Genomic DNA, 16,424 nt, shown 5'->3' with positions numbered 1-16,424 from the left:
GATCACCCCTTCCTTGCGGTGGCTTGGCGGATGTTGTCCTGGTGCTGCCGCATCAGTACGTCGAGACGCGGGGTCAAGCCGGTGATCGCGTCGGGGACGGTGACCTGGCCGAGGAACGTCCTGGGCAGGTCCTGGCCGAGCAACTGCTTGACCTGGTTCCAGTTCGTGGTGACGTCGAACGCGTGACCGCCGGCGACCTTGCCGGCCAGGATCTGCTGGACGATGCCGAGGTTGTCCGGCGGCGGCTGGAACGCGCTGCCCGCACTCAGCCGGGCCGGGTTGTTGCGGCCGGCCTTGGCGTAGATGTCGAGGGCGCCGGTGCTGGTCAGTGTCTTCAGCAGCTTCCAGGCGAGGTCCAGATCGGCACCCTCGCGAACCCCCGATGGAATCGCGAAGCTGGATCCGGACACCCGCGGCGTGCTGCCGACCGCGCCGGCCGGGAACGGGATGATGTCCCAGTCGAACTTGGCCTTGCGGACGTTGACCACCTGCCACGGCCCGTTCTGCATGAAGGCGACGTTGCCCTCCAGGAAGTTCGACAGTGAGCTCTCGGTGACCAGGTTCTTGATCGGCGGCGTCACCTTGTCCTTCACGAACAGGTCGATGACGAACTGCAGCGCCTCCATCGCCTCCGGGTCGCCGAGCGTGCTCCGGGTCGCGTCGTCGTTCATCACGTTGCCGCCGGCGCAGTAGATCCACGACACCAGGTCGTCGATGGCCGGCGCGCAGGTGAAGCCGTACTGGTCCGGTGCCTTGGTCAGCTCGATCGCGAGGTCCCGGAACGTTGCCCACGACATCGGTTCGGTCCGCGACGGCAGATCGATCCCGGCCTTCTGCAGCAGCGTCTTGTTGTAGTACATGACGGTCGGCGCGACGTCGAAGCCGATCGCGTACGTCTTCTGGTTGAAGCTCGAGATCCGGCGGCTCGGCTGGTAGAAGTCGTCCAGGTCGAAGTCGGGGTCGGCCTCGATCAGGTCGTCCAACGGCCGATGCGCGCCACGGGCGGCGTACGTCGGGATCAGCGTGCCGTTGATCGCGGTCACCAGGCCGGCCGTACCACTGACAAGCTGCAGATCGAGTTTGGTCGGATATCCGTTGGACGGGGTCAGGGTCGGGACGGACTTCACCTTCAGCTGTTGTTCGACGTACTTGCTGAAGTCCTCCCAGACCTTCTTCTCCGCCGCGCTGCTCGACCACATCGCCCAGGTGGCGGCGCCGGCCGGTGGTCCGGACGAGCAGCCGGCCACGGCCGCGCCCAGTCCGGCCAGGCCGGTGAGTTCGAGGAAGCTGCGGCGGGACAGCCTCTGCTGCATGGCTACTCCTCAGCTGTAGTCAAGGTCGATCGACTCGGCGCGAATCCGCTCCTCGTCGACCAGGACGCCCAACCCGGGGGCGGTGGGGACCGTGGCGACGGCCTTGGTGATGGTCAGCCCCTCTACGTACAGGTCGGAGAGCAGCTCCGGCCCGTTCAGCTCGGCGGGCAGGGCGAGGTCGAGCTGGCTGAACACGTGCAGTGCGGCCGCGAAGGCGACACCGCAGTCGGTCAGGCCGCTGGCCAGGATCTCGAGACCGCCGGCCAGGGCGGTCTGGGCGGTTTTCAGGGCGTTGCGCAGGCCGCCGGACTTGCACACCTTGACGACGACCAGGTCGGCGGCGTCCAGCCGGATCGCCCGGGCCAGGTCCTGGGCGGAGAAGCTGCCCTCGTCGATCGCGATCGGCAGGTCGATCAGTCCGCGCAGGCGCTGCATCGCCAGCGTGTCGGTGCTCGGCACCGGCTGCTCGACACAGTGGATCGTGCGGATTCCCGCCGTACGGTCTAGGAGTTGTTTCAGCAGGCTCGGCCGGTAGGACTGGTTGGCGTCGAGCCACAACGGTTTGCCGCCGGCTACCTCGGCGACGGTCTCGATCGCTGCGGTGTCCGCGTCCAGGTCACCGCCGATCTTGACCTTGTACGCCGAATAGTCCGACGACTGCAGCGCATGTTCGCGGACGGCGTCCTGGTCACCGACCCCGATCGCGGAGCAGAGCGGGATCTCGTCGTACACCTTGCCGCCGAGCAGCGCGTGCACCGGTACGCCGGCCAGCTTGCCGGCCGCGTCGTGCATCGCGACGTCCACGGCGGCGCGGGCGAACGGGAAGCCGTTCGAGACCGCGGGGCTGAGCCGCTTGGCGGCGCGCTGGTGGAACAGCTCGACGTCGAACGGCGTGAGTTCGAGCAGGATCGGCGCGAGGTGGCGCTTGATCACCACGGCCATCGTTTCGGCGGTCTCGTAGCTCCAGGTCGGCAGTGCCCGCTGCTCACCCCAGCCGACCACACCGTCCTCGGTGGTCAGCTTCACGAAGATGACGGCGGTGGCCTGATCCGGTCGTTCACCGGGTGAGCCGACCGCGCCGCTGCCGAGGACGAACCGGCGCGCGAACGGGACCGCGACCGGGAACACCTCGACCTGTTTGATCCGCGACATGAGTCTCGTCCTCTCAGGCCGCGATCGACCAGCTGGCCGGATCGACGAAGCTCGGGCCGCGGGAGCCGTCCTCGAGCCACTTCAGTACGTCGGCGAGCACGTAACCGGCGAGCGCCAGGTGACCCTCGGCGGTGTCACCGGCGATGTGCGGGCTCAGCAGCAGGTTCGACGCTTCGAGGATGGTCGCGTCGAAGGTCGGCGGCTCGGGGTCGTAGACGTCGAGAGCGGCGTACAGGCGTCCGTCGAGGACGTGGTCGAGGAGGGCCTGCTGGTCGATCGCGGGGCCGCGGGACGAGTTGATCAGGATCGCCTCGTCGGGCAGCTGCTCGATCAGCTTGCGCGTGATCATGCCCTTGGTCTCGGGGACGTTCGGGACGTGGATGCTGACGAAGGTGCTCTGCAGTGTGTCCTCGAGGGTGGTGGTGCGGACTCCGAGCTGGTCCGCGCGCTCGGCGGTGAGGTACGGGTCGTAGACGGCGAGGTCGCAGCCGAACGGTGTGAGCAGGGTGATCAGCGCGCGGGCGGTCGAGCTGGCGCCGATGATGCCGACCTTGGCGCCGGCCAGTTCGTGACCGCGGAAGGCGGTCTGCTTCCAGCCGCCCTGCCGGATCGCCTGGTCGAAGCGAGGCAGACGGCGGGCGAGCGTGAGCATGGCAGCCAGGCAGTACTCGCCGACCGACCAGGCGATCCGCGGTCCGGCGGAGAAGACGGCGACACCCTGCTCGAGGATGACCGGATCGATGAGGTTCTTGACCGAGCCGGCCGCGTGCGCGACCACGTTGGGACCGCTGCCGTCGGACCACAGCCCCTTGGGGAGGTGCGGCGTACCCCAGCTGGTCAGCAGGACGTCGGCACCGGCGACCAGACCGGGAAGCGCTGCCGGGTCGAGTGCCGGCGGCTTGCCGGGCGATCCCGGGCCGGCGGCGTGCTCGGCCCCGGCCCAGACCACCTCGAAGCGGTCCTCCAGCAGCCGGCGGGTCTGCGGGTCGACCACGTCGTCGGCACGTTCGGGTGTGAACAGGGCAGCGAGTCTGGGCACCTTGTGGGCTCCTTCGGGATGGGCGTTGCCTTGACGGTAGGCGCTTTCCGTTATGCAGGTCCAAGCCCGATTTCGTATTGACCGATACCGCCCGGGTATGGGTACGGTGCGACCCATGGATCTCTCGCTGCAGCAACTGCGTGGTTTCGTCGCCGTCGCCGAGGAGCTGCACTACGGCAAGGCGGCGCAGCGGCTGAACATCACCCAGCCGCCGCTGACCCGCCAGATCCAAGGACTGGAGCGGACGCTGGGGGTACGACTGTTCGACCGGACCGGCAGGGGAGTGCGGCTGACCGCGGCCGGCGATGTCTTCCTCGAGCACGCCCGGCGCGTGCTCGCGCTTCTCGAGGTGGCTCCGGAGGCGACGCGGCGCGCGGCCGACGGGCAGACCGGGACGCTGCGGATCGCGTTCACCGCGATCGGGGCGTACGCCGTCCTGGCCGATTTCCTCACCATGGTCGGGAAGCGGACACCGGCGGTGACGTCGGAGCTGACCGAACTGGTCAGCCCGGATCAGTTCGAGGCGCTGGCGAACATGGAGATCGACATCGGGCTCGTGCGGCCGCCGATCCCGGCCGGGTTCGAGTCCGTGCTGGTGCATTCCGAGGACCTGGTGCTCGCCGTACCGGCCGATCATCCGCTGGCGGTCGGGGAGGGGCCGGTCGCGTTGGTGGACGTCACCGACGACTACATCGGGTACAGCCCGGAAGGGTCGCAGTACCTGCATGACATCTGCGCGGCAATGATCGGGATGGACCGCTACGCGGTGAGCCAACTGGCTTCACAGGTGCCGACGATGCTTGCCTTGGTGCGGGCCGGCCTCGGCTGCGCCCTGATCCCGCGGTCGATCATGGCGATGGGCGTCGAAGGCGTCCGCTACCGCGAACTGGACGCGGCCGACGCCCACTCGGTCACCCTCCACGCCTGCTGGAGCCCCGACAGCCCCAACCCCGCCCTGCAACGACTGGTCGAGTCCCTCCGCGAGAACCCACACCTCGACGCTTGACCTAGAGTGCGCTCTAGTCCGTAGGGTCCGAGACATGACTGGACAGCACAAGATCGGGTCGGGATTCGGGCACGACAGTACGGCGGACGACGTACTGCGGGGGATGGAGCTGACCGGGGAGCTCGCCATCGTGACCGGTGGGTACTCCGGGCTCGGGCTGGAGACCACGCGAGCGTTGGCGAAGGCCGGTGCGCAGGTCGTCGTACCGGCTCGTCGGCCGGATGCTGCGCGCGAGGCGCTGGCCGGGGTCGACGGGGTCGAGATCGACGAGCTGGATCTCGGGGACCTGGACAGTGTGCGGGCGTTCGCCGACCGGTTCCTCGCGTCCGAGCGGTCGATCGACATCCTGATCGACAACGCGGCGATCATGGCGAGCCCGGAGACCCGGGTCGGGCCGGGCTGGGAGGCGCAGTTCGCGACGAACCACCTCGGCCACTTCGCGCTGGCGAACCGGCTCTGGCCGGCGCTCGCGGCGGACGCCGGCGCACGCGTCGTGTCGGTGTCGTCGACCGGGCACCGGCGCTCGGACATCCGCTGGGACGACCTCGAGTTCCGGCAGGGGTACGACAAGTGGGAGGCCTACGGGCAGGCGAAGACCGCGAACGTACTGTTCGCCGTCCAGCTCGATGCCCTCGGCAAGGACTCGGGGGTGCGGGCGTTCGCGCTGCACCCGGGCGGCATCCTGACCCCGCTGCAGCGGCACCTGACCCGCGAGGAGATGGTCGGCTACGGCTGGATCGACGCGGACGGCAACCCGCTGAACCCGGGGTTCAAGACACCGGAGCAGGGCGCCGCGACCCAGGTGTGGGCCGCGACCTCGCCACAACTCGACGGGCTCGGCGGCGTGTTCTGCGAGGACTGTGAGATCGCGGAGGTCTCCACCGACGAAAACCCGGGCGTGCGGCCGTACGCGATCGACCCAGCGTCCGCGGCGCGGTTGTGGACGGTGTCGGCCGAGCTCACCAGGGTGAACGCTTTCGGGTAATGCCCAGCGGGGCGGATGGGCTCGGGGTATGGTGAGCGGCAACAGTACGACGGACTGAAGGAGGTGGGACCGATCACCGGTAGAGCAGGTTGGTTGCTCCCGCCTCGAGTGGTCAGCATCGTTCGCTGACTGCGGGAGCCTCGTTCTGAAGGGTTTCCGTGTCTGTATCTTCTGTTCCTTCCGCTGACCTCACGCACGTCGTCGACCGGCTGCGTGCGGCCGGTTGCGTCTTCGCCGAGGACGAGGCCGCGCTGATCGCCTCGACCGCTCGGGATATGTCCGAGCTCGGCGCGATGGTCGAGCGGCGGGCGGCGGGGTTGCCGCTCGAGCACGTGCTGGGCTGGGCGTCGTTCCGCGGCGTGCGGATCGCTGTCGATCCCGGTGTGTTCATCCCACGTCGCCGTACCGAGTTCCTGGTCGAGGAGGCCCTGCGGGTCACTCAGCCGGGAGCGGTGGTCGTCGACCTGGGCTGTGGATCCGGTGCGCTCGGCGTCGCCGTCGCCGCCGAGCGGCCGGTCTCCCTGTATGCCGCCGACATCGAGCTGGCCGCGGTCGCCTGCGCCCGGCGCAATCTGGTGCCATGGCGTGGGTCGGTGTACCAGGGCGACCTGTTCGCCGCGTTGCCGGACGAGTTGCGCGGCCGGATCGACGTACTCCTGGCGAACGTGCCGTACGTGCCGACCAACGAGATCCGGTTGCTGCCGCCGGAGGCTCGTCTCTACGAACCCCATGTCACCCTCGACGGCGGCCCGGACGGCCTGGCCACCTTGCGACGGGTCGCCTCGGCCGCGCCTGAGTGGCTCGCCCCCGGTGGTCACGTGTTCTTCGAGATGAGCGAGCACCAGGCCCCGCTGGCGAGGGCCGTGCTGCGCGAGCACGGCCTCGCCGCTGACATCACCTCCGACGACGAACTCGGCGCAACCGTGGTCCACGGCATCAGACCCGCCGCTGAACGTGCAGGAGATACTCCCGGCGGTTGAACGGGTCGTGGTCGGTGCGTGGGCGCTCCGGGATCGGGCCGGTCACCGGTTGGTAGCGCTCGAACGCCGATTCCAGCACGCCTTCGCCCCGGGTGAGGGCGGGGAGTTGCTGTTCGAGTTGGTAGACGGCGGCTGCCGGGATCTCTCCTTCCAGGGTTGAGGTTTCGGCGGCCAGGGCCGGCACTTGCGGGATGGCCCGGAGACGGGCGAGAGCGGCCAGTACGGCGCGCGTCGTGTCGGTCGGGATCTCCAGCTGGAAGCGGTGCATCGGCTCGTGGACCGTGGTACCGGCCTGCTGGAGCGCGGTCATCAGGACCAGCGGCGTGAGGAAGCGGAAGTCGCCGGCCGTGCTCGACATGCTCTTGTCGAACACGGCGTGGGCGTGACTCTGCCGCGCCGAGTAGCCCGAGTGCGTCATCACCACTCGTGCGTCCGGGATCTGCCAGCCGTGGACGCCTTGCCCGAGCGTCTCGCGGACCGTCTCCTCGACCGCCTTGATGAACGCGTACGGCATCGACCCGAGCTCGACCTCGAGCTCGAACGTCACCCCGGCATTCACCGGCGCCGCCTCCACCCGCAGCCCGATCGTGGCCAGGAACGGGTTCTGGTCCTTCTTCTTGAACTCGACCGCCTGTCCGACACCGTCGATCCGCTCGACGCAGATCGTGGTCGTCTCCCGGAACTCGACGTCGATGCCGAACTCGGTCACCAGGGTCGTCTGGATGACCTCCTTCTGCACCTCGCCGTACAGGGACACGGAGGTCTCCTGCCGCAGGTCGTCCTGGCGCAGGTTGATCAGCGGGTCTTGCTCGGCCAACTGGGTGAGCGCGACCTGCAGATTGCCCTTGTCGGACCGCTGGACCGGCGAGATCACCGTCTCCAGCGTCGGCGGCGCGAAGAACCCGCCGGCTACCGGGCCCGCTTCGTGTGTGGTCGAGGTGATGCGGTCGCCGATCTGGATGTCGGCCAGACCCCACAGCTTGCCGATCTGACCGGCTCGCACCTCGGCTGTCGGCGGTGAACCGAAGACCTCGAGCGCGGTCAGCTTCGCCTCGCCGCCGGTCCCGAACCGCAGTCGTTCGCGGACGTGCGCCGTACCGCCGAACATCCGGACATAGGCGACCTTCTCGCCGGCCGGGCCGCGTTCGACCTTGAAGACCGACCCGTCGACCGGCTCACTGGGGGAGCCGGAGGCGAGGGGGAGGAGCTCGCGGATGCCCTCGGTCAGGGCGTCCGTCCCGGCGCCGGTGATCGCGGAGCCGAAGTACACCGGGTGCACGAGTGCCTGCTTCGTCTGGACGGCGAGCCGACGGCGCAGCGCGTCGTACGACACGGCCTTCTCGTTCTCCACGAACGTTGCCAGCAGTTGGTCGTCGTGCTCGGCGAGCACCTCGAGCAGGTCGCCGTACGGATCACTCGGCCCGTACGGCGTGAAGGTCGCCGGCCGGGTACCGAGACCGCCGGCCGAACCCATCGGCACGATCGCGGTGGAGAGTTTGTCCGCGATCGACTTCAGCACCGGCTCGTACTGCGCGCCGGCCCGGTCGGCCTTGTTGACGAAGATCAGCGTCGGAATGCGGAGTCGTTTCAGGGTCCGCATCAGCACGCGGGTCTGCGCCTGGACGCCCTCGACCGCCGAGATGACCAGCACGGCGCCGTCGAGCACGCTGAGCGCCCGCTCCACCTCGGCGATGAAGTCCGGGTGACCGGGGGTGTCGATCAGGTTGACCGTGACGGGGTCGGCCTGGCCGATCGTGAAGGACACGACCGCCGACTTGATGGTGATACCGCGCTGGCGTTCCAGCGCGAGGGAATCGGTCTGGGTGCTGCCGTCGTCGACGCTGCCGATCTCGTCGATGACCCCGGCGGCGTAGAGCAGCCGCTCGGTCAGGCTCGTCTTACCGGCGTCGACATGCGCCAGGATCCCGAGGTTCAGTAATTTCACAAAGCTTCATGTCCTTTGAACAGGTGTCAGTACGGTCCGCGACAGACATGAAGCGAGGTCGCATTGCTGTACTCCTTTGACTGGACACCTGCTGTTACCGACACGAGTACAGCAGCCGCGCTGGCGGGCCGCAAAACCTTTTAGCCGGGGGCTTCATAGTCGCTACGCTGACGTGGTGCCGCCGCCCCCTCTCGACGCCCGCGCTCGAGCTGACCACGTGAGCCGGTACTGGCTGCAGGTCAGGGTGATGTGGCGCGCCTGCCCGGGCTGGATGCTCGTGACTGGCGTCGTCGTGACTTTGGAGGCCGCCGTCGGGACCGGGCTGATGGTTGCCATCGGCCACTTCATTGCCGCCTTGTCGGGTGATGGGGCGGTGTGGCCGTGGTTCGGGGTCATGGGCGGGCTGATGATCAGCGGTCCGTTGCTGTCGTCGGTGGTGAGCTGGTTGACCGCGAGGACGACGGCTGCGACGGCGGCGTACGTACTGGAGTTGCTCGCCGAGACGAGTCTGCGCCCACGAGGTCTCGACCTGCTGGACTCGCCGGGCTTTTCGGGTCGCCTGCAGGCTGTTGTGGACGCGACCCGCGACTGGACGTTCATGTTCGGGTTGAACAGCACGTGGCAGGTGCTCAGCACCCGGCTCGCTGGTGTGGGGGCGTTCGCCGTACTGCTGACGTGGCGGTGGTGGGTGCCGTTCGTGGTGGCGGGCTCATTCGTGGTGATGGCGTGGACGTTCACGCGGTGGGTGGACGCGTCGTTCGACCGGGTGATGCAGACGTCGGCGGGTCCTCGGCGGCGGGCGGCGTACGTGCGCAGTCTGCTGACGCAGCCGGCGTGGGCGAAAGAGGTCCGGCTGTTCGGGCTGGCGGACTGGTTGCTGGAGCGGTACCGGTTCACCTGGCTGTCCGCGATGGCTGAGTTGTGGCCCTTGCGCCGGCGCGGTCTCAGGCCGGTGTACGTCAGTTGCGTGGTGACGGCGGTGGTTATCGCTGGGGTGCTGACGCTGCTGGCGGATGACGTGGCCGATCGGCAGGTCGGCGTGGCGGCTGTGGTGACGCTGCTGCAGGCTGTGCTGGCGATGGATGCGTTCGGCATCCTCGGGGACCCGCAGCGGGCGCTTGGACAGTACGCCGCGACTGTCGCCGGACTGGTCGGGCTCCGCCGCGAGGCCGGGCTGCCGTCTACTGACCTCGCAACGCCGGCGGACCACACCTCGTCCAGCGCATCAGGTGCGTTGGAGGTGCAGCTGAAGGATGTGACGTTCACGTATCCGACGCGCACCGAGCCGACCTTGTCCCGGCTCAGTCTCGAGATCCCGGCGGGTCAGTCGATCGCGGTCGTCGGCGCCAATGGTGCTGGTAAGTCGACGCTGATCAAGCTGCTGTGCGGGCTGTACCGACCCGACACTGGGACGGTCACAGTCGGCGGCAACGATCCGGCCGACGAGATCATCGGACGGCCGCGAGTAGCCGCAATCTTCCAGGACTTCGTCCGCTATCACCTTCCGCTGCGGGACAACGTCGGCCTCGGAGCTGTTGCCATCCGCAACCAGCAGCCGCTGCTCGACCAGGCGCTCGCGGACGCGGCCGGCGGCGTACTGCTGAAGCGTGTCGGGTGGGAGACGATCCTCTCACCTGAGTACGACGGTGGCACCGAGCTGTCGGGTGGTCAGTGGCAACGGGTTGCGTTGGCTCGCGCGTTGACGGCTGTTGCGGGTGGCGCCGGCGTACTGATCCTGGACGAGCCGACCGCGGCGCTGGATGTGCGGACGGAGGCCGCTCTGTTCGACCGGTTCCTGGATATGACCGCAGGTGTCACGACGATCCTGGTGACGCACCGGCTGTCGAGTGTGCGGCACGCTGAGCGCATCGTCGTACTGGATCCGGAGCGGGGGATCGTGGAGGACGGTAGCTACGACGAACTCATGGCCGCCGATGGTCAGTTCGCCGCGTTGTTCCGCTTGCAGGCCGGGCGGTTCCGATGAGGCGCGGCGTGTGGATGGTGCTGACGGCGGCGTTCCGCGTCAGTCCTGGGCTCGCGTTGTCGTGTCTGGCCGAGACCATTGGACGCCTGTTGCGCTCGGCGACTCCGTGGTTCCTCGGGTTGTTCGTGGCCGGTGCGATCGCGGCCGATCGGGGGCAGATGCTAGTCGCTGTCGCCGCCCTGGTGGCCGTCTCCGGCCTGCAGAACTTGCTGGGCATCGTCGGCACGAATGCGCGGATCGCGCTGATGGAGCGGGTCGGGTTCGACTTCGACGCGAAGATCGCGGAGTTGATCGCGCGCGTCCCGACGCTGGAGCACCTCGAGACGCCCGACTACCTCGATCGCACTCAGAGCCTGCGTGACGGGCAGGGGACGCTCGGTGGTGCGCTCAACATGTTGCTCAACATCCTGAACAACCTGGCGTTCGCCACCGGCATCCTCGTCGTCGCGGCGACGGCGGACTGGCGGCTGCTGATCCTCGCGGCCCTCGGATTCCCGCGGTTGCTGACTGGTCGGTGGACCACGCGCTGGGGTCGCGCGGCCGAGGAGGAGAGCGCCGCGCCGTCACGATTGACGCAACACTTGGTCGATCTGGTCACGTCGCCGGACGGGGGAGCGGAAGCGCGCGTGTTCGGACTGCGGCAGGAGTTGCGTCATCGGGTTCGGGACAGTGCGGCCGCTTGGCAACGACCGTTGGTCCGCGGTGCTCGGAAGGGCGCGCTGTTGTCGGCCGGGATCTCCGGCGTGTTCTTCGGTGCGGCGATCGGTGTCCTGGGTTGGATGACCTACGACGCTCTGCGCGGTGCCGTCTCGGTGGCGGCGCTCGTGGTCGCGGTCACCGCTGTCCGTGGGCTGGAGAACGTGAGCGGCATCTTGACGAACGCGGTCCAGGACACCGCCAGCCTGCTGCGGAACGTGTCGCGGTTCGTGTGGCTGCAGGATTACGCCGTACAGACCTCCGGAGCCGGTACTTCGGAACCACCTCGGCAACTGGAGTCCGGGATCCGGTTGGAGGCGGTCCGGTTCCGTCACCTGGGATCGGACTCGGACGCGGTGGCCTCGGTGGATCTCGATCTGCCGGCCGGTTCGGTGGTCGCTCTGGTGGGCGAGAACGGCGCCGGGAAGTCGACCCTCGTGAAGCTGCTGACCGGCCTATATCGCCCGACCGACGGCCGGATCCTGGTCGACGGCAAGGATCTCGCCGAGTTCGACCCGGCGGCGTGGCGGTCGCGGCTGTCGGGAGCGTTCCAGGACTTCGCCGACTTCGAGCTGATCGCCCGCGAGGCCGTCGGCCTGGGCGACTTGGCCGCGGTCGACGACGAGCCGCGCGTCCATCAGGCGCTGCGCGACGCCGCAGCCGAGGACGTCCTGCACGCGCTGCCGAACGGCCTGTCCACCCAGCTCGGCACCACCTGGGACGACGGCGTCGAACTCTCCGGCGGCCAGCGCCAACGCCTGGCAATCGCCCGCGGCCTCATGCGCCACCAACCCCTACTACTCGTCCTGGACGAGCCCACCTCCGCACTCGACCCAACCACCGAACACGAACTCTTCCGCCGCTACGCCGAGGCCGCCCACCAAGCCCGCACAACCAACGCCATAACCCTCCTGGTCACCCACAGATTCACCACAGTCCGCGTCGCCGACCTGATCGTCGTCATGCACGCCGGCCGAATCGCCGAAGCCGGTACCCACGACGACCTCCTAGCCGCCGGCGGCCACTACGCCGAGCTCTACACCCTCCAAGCCCACGCCTACCGCCTCAACTGATGCGCGAACGCCCTGGCGGCTCAGTCTGGTCGTCGGCGGGTTGGGTGCGGCAGGCTGGCGGGATGAGTGAGTTCAAGCGGGAGGATTTGGGCGGGGCTCGTTTTGAGGAGTTGTCGTTGCGGGGGGCGGTGTTTCATGACGTTGACCTGGGCGGGGCGCGGTTCGATGTGGTGAATCTGCAGGGGGCGACGATTCGTGGGGCGCTGGTGGCGGATGTGTCGATCGACGGAGAGATCCGGAATCTGAAGGTGTGGGGTGTTGACGTGGTACCGCTGGTTGATGCTGAGCTGAACCGTCGTCACCCGGGGCGGGAGAAGATGCGGCCGGCCGATGCCGACGGGTATCGGGAGGCGTGGGAGCTGCTGGAGCGGTTGTGGGGTGAGACGGTCGATCGGGCCCGGAAGCTGCCGCCGGCGATGCTGCATGAGTCCGTGGACGGGGAGTGGTCGTTCATCCAGACGCTGCGGCACCTGGTGTTCGCCACGGATGCCTGGGTACGACGCGCCGTCCTCGGCGACCCGGCGCCGTGGGATCCGCTGGACCTACCGCATGACGAGATGCGCGACACCCCGCCGGTTCCGCGTGATCGCGACGTACAGCCGTCACTCGACGAGGTGCTCGCGCTGCGGGCCGATCGGATGGCTACGGTGCGTGCCGTGTTCGCCGAGCTCACCGACGAGCGGCTCACCGAGATGACCGAGCCGGTGCCAGAGCCCGGATACCCAGAGTCGCAGAGCTACCAGGTCAGCGACTGTCTCGGCTGCATTCTGAGCGAGGAGTGGGAGCACCGGATGTACGCCGAGCGCGACCTCGCCGTACTGGAGTCCGGAAAATCTCAGAACTGAGATGTCGAGTCCGGTCCAGGCAGTTCGACGCGTAGGCGAGAACGCACCTACACACCATGGGAGACAATCATGGAGCTCAGCGTCAACATCTTCGTCAGCCTGGACGGCGTCATGCAGGGTCCGGGTGGACCGGACGAGGACCGGAGCAACGGATTCGGGCACGGCGGCTGGCTGGTGCCGCACGCGGGTGAGGGTCAGCTGGACCCGGTAGACGGGTGGTTCCGGGAGGCGGACGCGATCCTGCTCGGGCGGTCGACGTTCGAGATGATGCGGACCTTCTGGTCGCAGGTCACGGTCGAGCCGGACAACATCGTCTCGACCGCGCTGAACACGTGGAAGAAGTACGTCGTCAGCAACACCCTCTCCGACGACGACGCGGCCTGGGGCGACACGACCGTACTGCGCGGCGACGACATCATCGACCAGGTCCGGCGATTGAAGGAGCAGCCGGGCCGGGAGCTGCAGGTCCACGGGAGCTGGCAACTCGCCCGCACGCTGCACGACGCCGGCCTGGTCGACACCTACCGGCTGATCCAGTTCCCGGTCGTGGTCGGTACCGGGAAGCGGCTGTTCGAGGACGGCGCCGTACCGTCGACGTACAAGATCACCTCCGGAGAGGTGCGGAACGGCGTGGTGTCGCTGACCCTGCGGCAGGAGGGCTTCGGCTCGCTCGGCACCGGCGACATCGTGGTCGAGGACGGCAAGGAAGTGCTCATCTGAGGTTTGTCGGTGCGGTGTCCTAGCCTCGACGCACTGTGGTGATTGGGGAACGGACATGGACGCACTGACGACCCAGGCCATCCTGGATGCCGGCCTGGCCGACTGGCGCAAGCTGGCCCAGGGCCTGCATGGACGATTCCTGACCGGGTCTTTCGCCGATGGCCTCCGCTTCGTGGAGGCCATCGGCGCGGGCTGCGCGGAGGTCAGGATCGCGGACACGTTCGTCGATGTGAAGCTGATCAGCAAGGATGCCGTCTACCGGGATGACGACGGCGTCGAGCACGTGTTCCCGTGGGTGACCCAGCGCGATATCGACGTGGCGCGGCGGATCAGCCCGATCGCCCAGTCGATGGGGCTCGCTGCCGAACCTTTGGAGGTGCGACAGTTCGAGCTTGCGCTGGACACTGCGGACCTCGCGGCGGTCGGTCCGTTCTGGGCCGCCGTACTCACCGGCAGGACCGAGCGGTTTGCGGGCGGCGATGTCGTCGATCCGACCGGACGCGTGCCGAACCTGTGGTTCCAGGGGACCGACGCGCACGAGACCCCACGACAGCGTTTCCACGTCGATCTCTGGGTGCCGCACGACGTCGCCGAGGAACGCATCGCCGCCGGAGTCGCGGCCGGTGGCCGGATCACCTACGACAAGGAAGCGCCGGCTTTCACAGTTCTCGCTGATCCGGAAGGCAACAAGGTCTGCATCTGCACCTCCCTCGGCCGCTGATAAACCAGAAGCCTTCCGCGCCGTCTGTTGGCTACAGTCGGCCCAACAGTCGATCGAGGAGGTGCGTCATGACCTGCATGGCTATCCGGTTCCGTACCGACCCCTCCTTGTCTGATCAGTAAGTCTGCTCAGTAACACTCCGGACCGGTTGGTACGTCGCGGCGTTGGCCGCGGGTCCCGTGCGCCCACGCGCACCCCGTACCGACCGAACCGGAGCTGTCCATCGTGGACACACAACTGAATGCTGCCCTCACCCAGGCCCTCAACGGCGTCAGGTACGACGCCTTGCGCGCTCGCGTCGCCGCCATGTCGGCCCGCTACCGCGCCGAGCAGGTCGACGACACCACCCTCGGCATGGCCGACGACCTCGACTGCCTCGCGTACGCCGCCTTCCGCATGCCGGCCACCTACCACGCGATCCGCGCCGCTCTACTCGCGGTGGACATCGATGTCGCCACGCACCTGGATCTCGGCGGCGGGACCGGAGCCGCGGCCTGGGCCGCCGCCGAGGTCTGGCCGGCCATCACCAGCGAGATCGTCGAGCGTCAACCGGCCGCTATCCGGCTCGGTCGCCGCCTGATCAGGAACCTTGCCAGCAGCAACCAACGCTGGACCGCTGCCGATCTCCGGCGCTGGACCCCGGACCGCCGCGTCGACCTGATCACGATCGCCTACGTTCTGAACGAACTCTCCGACGCCACGCGCCACCGACTCATCACCACCGTGGCCGAGACCGCGGACACGGTGGTGATTGTCGAGCCCGGCACACCACGGGGCTTCCACCGGATCCTCGACGTACGGCGGCAACTCCTCCAGCACGGCATGACGATCGCCGCACCCTGTCCACACCAGCACGCGTGCCCGTTGACCACGAGCGACTGGTGCCACTTCGCCGTACGACTGCCAAGAACCGAACTCCATCGCCTCGCCAAGGAGGGCACGCGCAACTACGAGGACGAGAAGTTCACCTACCTCGTCGCCACTCGCGCGCCCGTCCAACCCGCCGCGGCCCGCATCATCACCCGACCGACCCGCCCGAAGGGCCAGGTTGTGCTGGATCTCTGTGTTGCCACCGGGGCCCGTCAGCGACTGATTGTCAGCAAGGCGTCGAAGGAGGTGTACCGCGAGGCCCGATCTGCCGACTGGGGTGATGCGTGGGGTCAGAGGTCGTAGCCGCCGGAGGCTTCGAGGGTTTGGGCGGTGATCCAGGCGGCGTCGGGGGAGAGGAGGAAGGCGATCACCTTCCCGACGTCGTCGGGTTCGCCGATCCGGCCGAGCGCGGTGCGAGCCGCCAGCGGCGGGATCAGTTCGGGGTACTTCGAGAACGCGTCGTCGCCGAGTCGGGTGCGTGTGACACCCGGCGCGACCGCGTTCACCCGGATGCCGCGAACGCTGAACTCCTTGGCGAGGTAGCGGGTGAGCACGAGTTGGGCGCCCTTCACACTCGCGTAGACCGAGTACCCCGGTTCGGGCTTGGTGTTGTCGAGGGCGGAGCTGCTGCTGGTGTTCACGATCGCGCCGCCGTCCTCGAGCAGCGGCAGGAGGGTCTGGGTGAGGAAGTACGGCCCCTTGAGGTGGATCCGCAACATCTGGTCGAACAGTTCCTCGGTCGTTTCCTCGAACGGCACCGGGTGCTGTCCGACGCCGGCGTTGTTGACGAGGAAGTCGAAGGTGGTCCGACCGAACCGCTCGGTCAGGCTCTCCGTGACGGCGGTCTTGAAGTCGTCGAAGGTGTCGCTTCGACTCACGTCGAGCCGCAGTGCGACCGCCGTACCGCCGTCCTTCTCGATGCGTTCGGCCGTCTCCAGACCGCCGGTCGCGTTGCCGTGGTAGGTCAGGATCACTCCGGCACCGCGCTTCGCCAGCTCGAAGGCCGCGCTCTGCCCGATACCGGAGCTCCCGCCGGTGACGATGGCGACTTGCCTGATCATGTCTGTCATGCACACCAGTAGACGGTGCAGACAC

General features: G+C 68.2%; 14 protein-coding genes. 9 read left to right on the top strand and 5 right to left on the bottom strand.

Annotation, left to right across the window (positions count from 1 at the left end):
* Positions 1-2 precede the first annotated feature (2 nt).
* Genes ACGFIF_RS09065 through ACGFIF_RS09055 form a run of 3 tightly spaced genes read right to left on the bottom strand, consistent with a single transcriptional unit; the run spans position 3 to position 3,504 of the window.
* Positions 3-1,313, bottom strand: a complete 1,311-nt coding sequence (locus tag ACGFIF_RS09065) for an ABC transporter substrate-binding protein (protein ID WP_393153085.1) — start codon at positions 1,311-1,313, stop codon at positions 3-5.
* A 9-nt stretch (positions 1,314-1,322) separates the two neighbouring features.
* On the bottom strand, positions 1,323-2,465 hold the full coding sequence (locus tag ACGFIF_RS09060) for a mandelate racemase/muconate lactonizing enzyme family protein (protein ID WP_393153083.1): 1,143 nt from the start codon (positions 2,463-2,465) through the stop codon (positions 1,323-1,325).
* 13 nt (positions 2,466-2,478) lie between these two features.
* On the bottom strand, positions 2,479-3,504 hold the full coding sequence (locus ACGFIF_RS09055) for a hydroxyacid dehydrogenase (RefSeq protein ID WP_393153081.1): 1,026 nt from the start codon (positions 3,502-3,504) through the stop codon (positions 2,479-2,481).
* A 115-nt stretch (positions 3,505-3,619) separates the two neighbouring features.
* On the opposite strand from ACGFIF_RS09055, the gene ACGFIF_RS09050 reads away from it, so the two are divergent.
* From ACGFIF_RS09050 to ACGFIF_RS09040, 3 genes are all read left to right on the top strand, one after another.
* A complete protein-coding gene (locus ACGFIF_RS09050) occupies positions 3,620-4,510 on the top strand; it encodes a LysR family transcriptional regulator (protein WP_393153079.1) in 891 nt (296 codons plus the stop codon).
* 34 nt (positions 4,511-4,544) lie between these two features.
* Positions 4,545-5,495 carry an SDR family NAD(P)-dependent oxidoreductase gene (locus tag ACGFIF_RS09045; protein WP_393153077.1) on the top strand — a complete coding sequence of 317 codons (951 nt, stop codon included), beginning with the start codon at positions 4,545-4,547 and terminating at the stop codon, positions 5,493-5,495.
* A gap of 158 nt (positions 5,496-5,653) precedes the next feature.
* Positions 5,654-6,475, top strand: coding sequence for a putative protein N(5)-glutamine methyltransferase (locus tag ACGFIF_RS09040; protein WP_393153075.1), 822 nt, complete (start codon positions 5,654-5,656; stop codon positions 6,473-6,475).
* Here ACGFIF_RS09040 and ACGFIF_RS09035 read toward each other — a convergent pair.
* Positions 6,432-8,420: a GTP-binding protein gene (locus tag ACGFIF_RS09035; RefSeq protein WP_393153073.1), complete on the bottom strand. Its 1,989-nt coding sequence runs from the start codon at positions 8,418-8,420 to the stop codon at positions 6,432-6,434. The two genes, ACGFIF_RS09040 and ACGFIF_RS09035, sit on opposite strands and share 44 nt — an antisense overlap.
* A gap of 175 nt (positions 8,421-8,595) precedes the next feature.
* On the opposite strand from ACGFIF_RS09035, the gene ACGFIF_RS09030 reads away from it, so the two are divergent.
* The 6 genes from ACGFIF_RS09030 (at position 8,596) to ACGFIF_RS09005 (ending at position 15,632) form a co-directional block, all read left to right on the top strand.
* Positions 8,596-10,404, top strand: coding sequence for an ABC transporter ATP-binding protein (locus ACGFIF_RS09030; RefSeq protein ID WP_393153071.1), 1,809 nt, complete (start codon positions 8,596-8,598; stop codon positions 10,402-10,404).
* Positions 10,401-12,173, top strand: a complete 1,773-nt coding sequence (locus ACGFIF_RS09025; RefSeq protein ID WP_393153069.1) for an ABC transporter ATP-binding protein — start codon at positions 10,401-10,403, stop codon at positions 12,171-12,173. The genes ACGFIF_RS09030 and ACGFIF_RS09025 overlap by 4 nt, the downstream gene beginning before the upstream one ends.
* Positions 12,174-12,235: 62 nt before the next feature.
* Positions 12,236-13,018: a DinB family protein gene (locus ACGFIF_RS09020; RefSeq protein WP_393153067.1), complete on the top strand. Its 783-nt coding sequence runs from the start codon at positions 12,236-12,238 to the stop codon at positions 13,016-13,018.
* A gap of 69 nt (positions 13,019-13,087) precedes the next feature.
* A complete protein-coding gene (locus ACGFIF_RS09015) occupies positions 13,088-13,738 on the top strand; it encodes a dihydrofolate reductase family protein (protein ID WP_393153065.1) in 651 nt (216 codons plus the stop codon).
* Between the two features lie 55 nt (positions 13,739-13,793).
* Complete coding sequence (locus ACGFIF_RS09010; protein ID WP_393153063.1) at positions 13,794-14,459, top strand: VOC family protein; 666 nt, start codon at positions 13,794-13,796, stop codon at positions 14,457-14,459.
* Between the two features lie 225 nt (positions 14,460-14,684).
* Positions 14,685-15,632, top strand: a complete 948-nt coding sequence (locus ACGFIF_RS09005; protein ID WP_393153061.1) for a small ribosomal subunit Rsm22 family protein — start codon at positions 14,685-14,687, stop codon at positions 15,630-15,632.
* Here ACGFIF_RS09005 and ACGFIF_RS09000 read toward each other — a convergent pair.
* On the bottom strand, positions 15,620-16,399 hold the full coding sequence (locus ACGFIF_RS09000; RefSeq protein WP_393153059.1) for an SDR family NAD(P)-dependent oxidoreductase: 780 nt from the start codon (positions 16,397-16,399) through the stop codon (positions 15,620-15,622). The two genes, ACGFIF_RS09005 and ACGFIF_RS09000, sit on opposite strands and share 13 nt — an antisense overlap.
* Positions 16,400-16,424: the final 25 nt, after the last annotated feature.

This window comes from Kribbella sp. NPDC049174 (assembly GCF_043197365.1).
In the GTDB taxonomy this organism is placed as follows: Bacteria; Actinomycetota; Actinomycetes; order Propionibacteriales; family Kribbellaceae; genus Kribbella.
The sequence above is the reverse complement of the archived record's forward strand: the minus strand, read 5'-3'. Positions and strand labels throughout refer to the sequence as shown.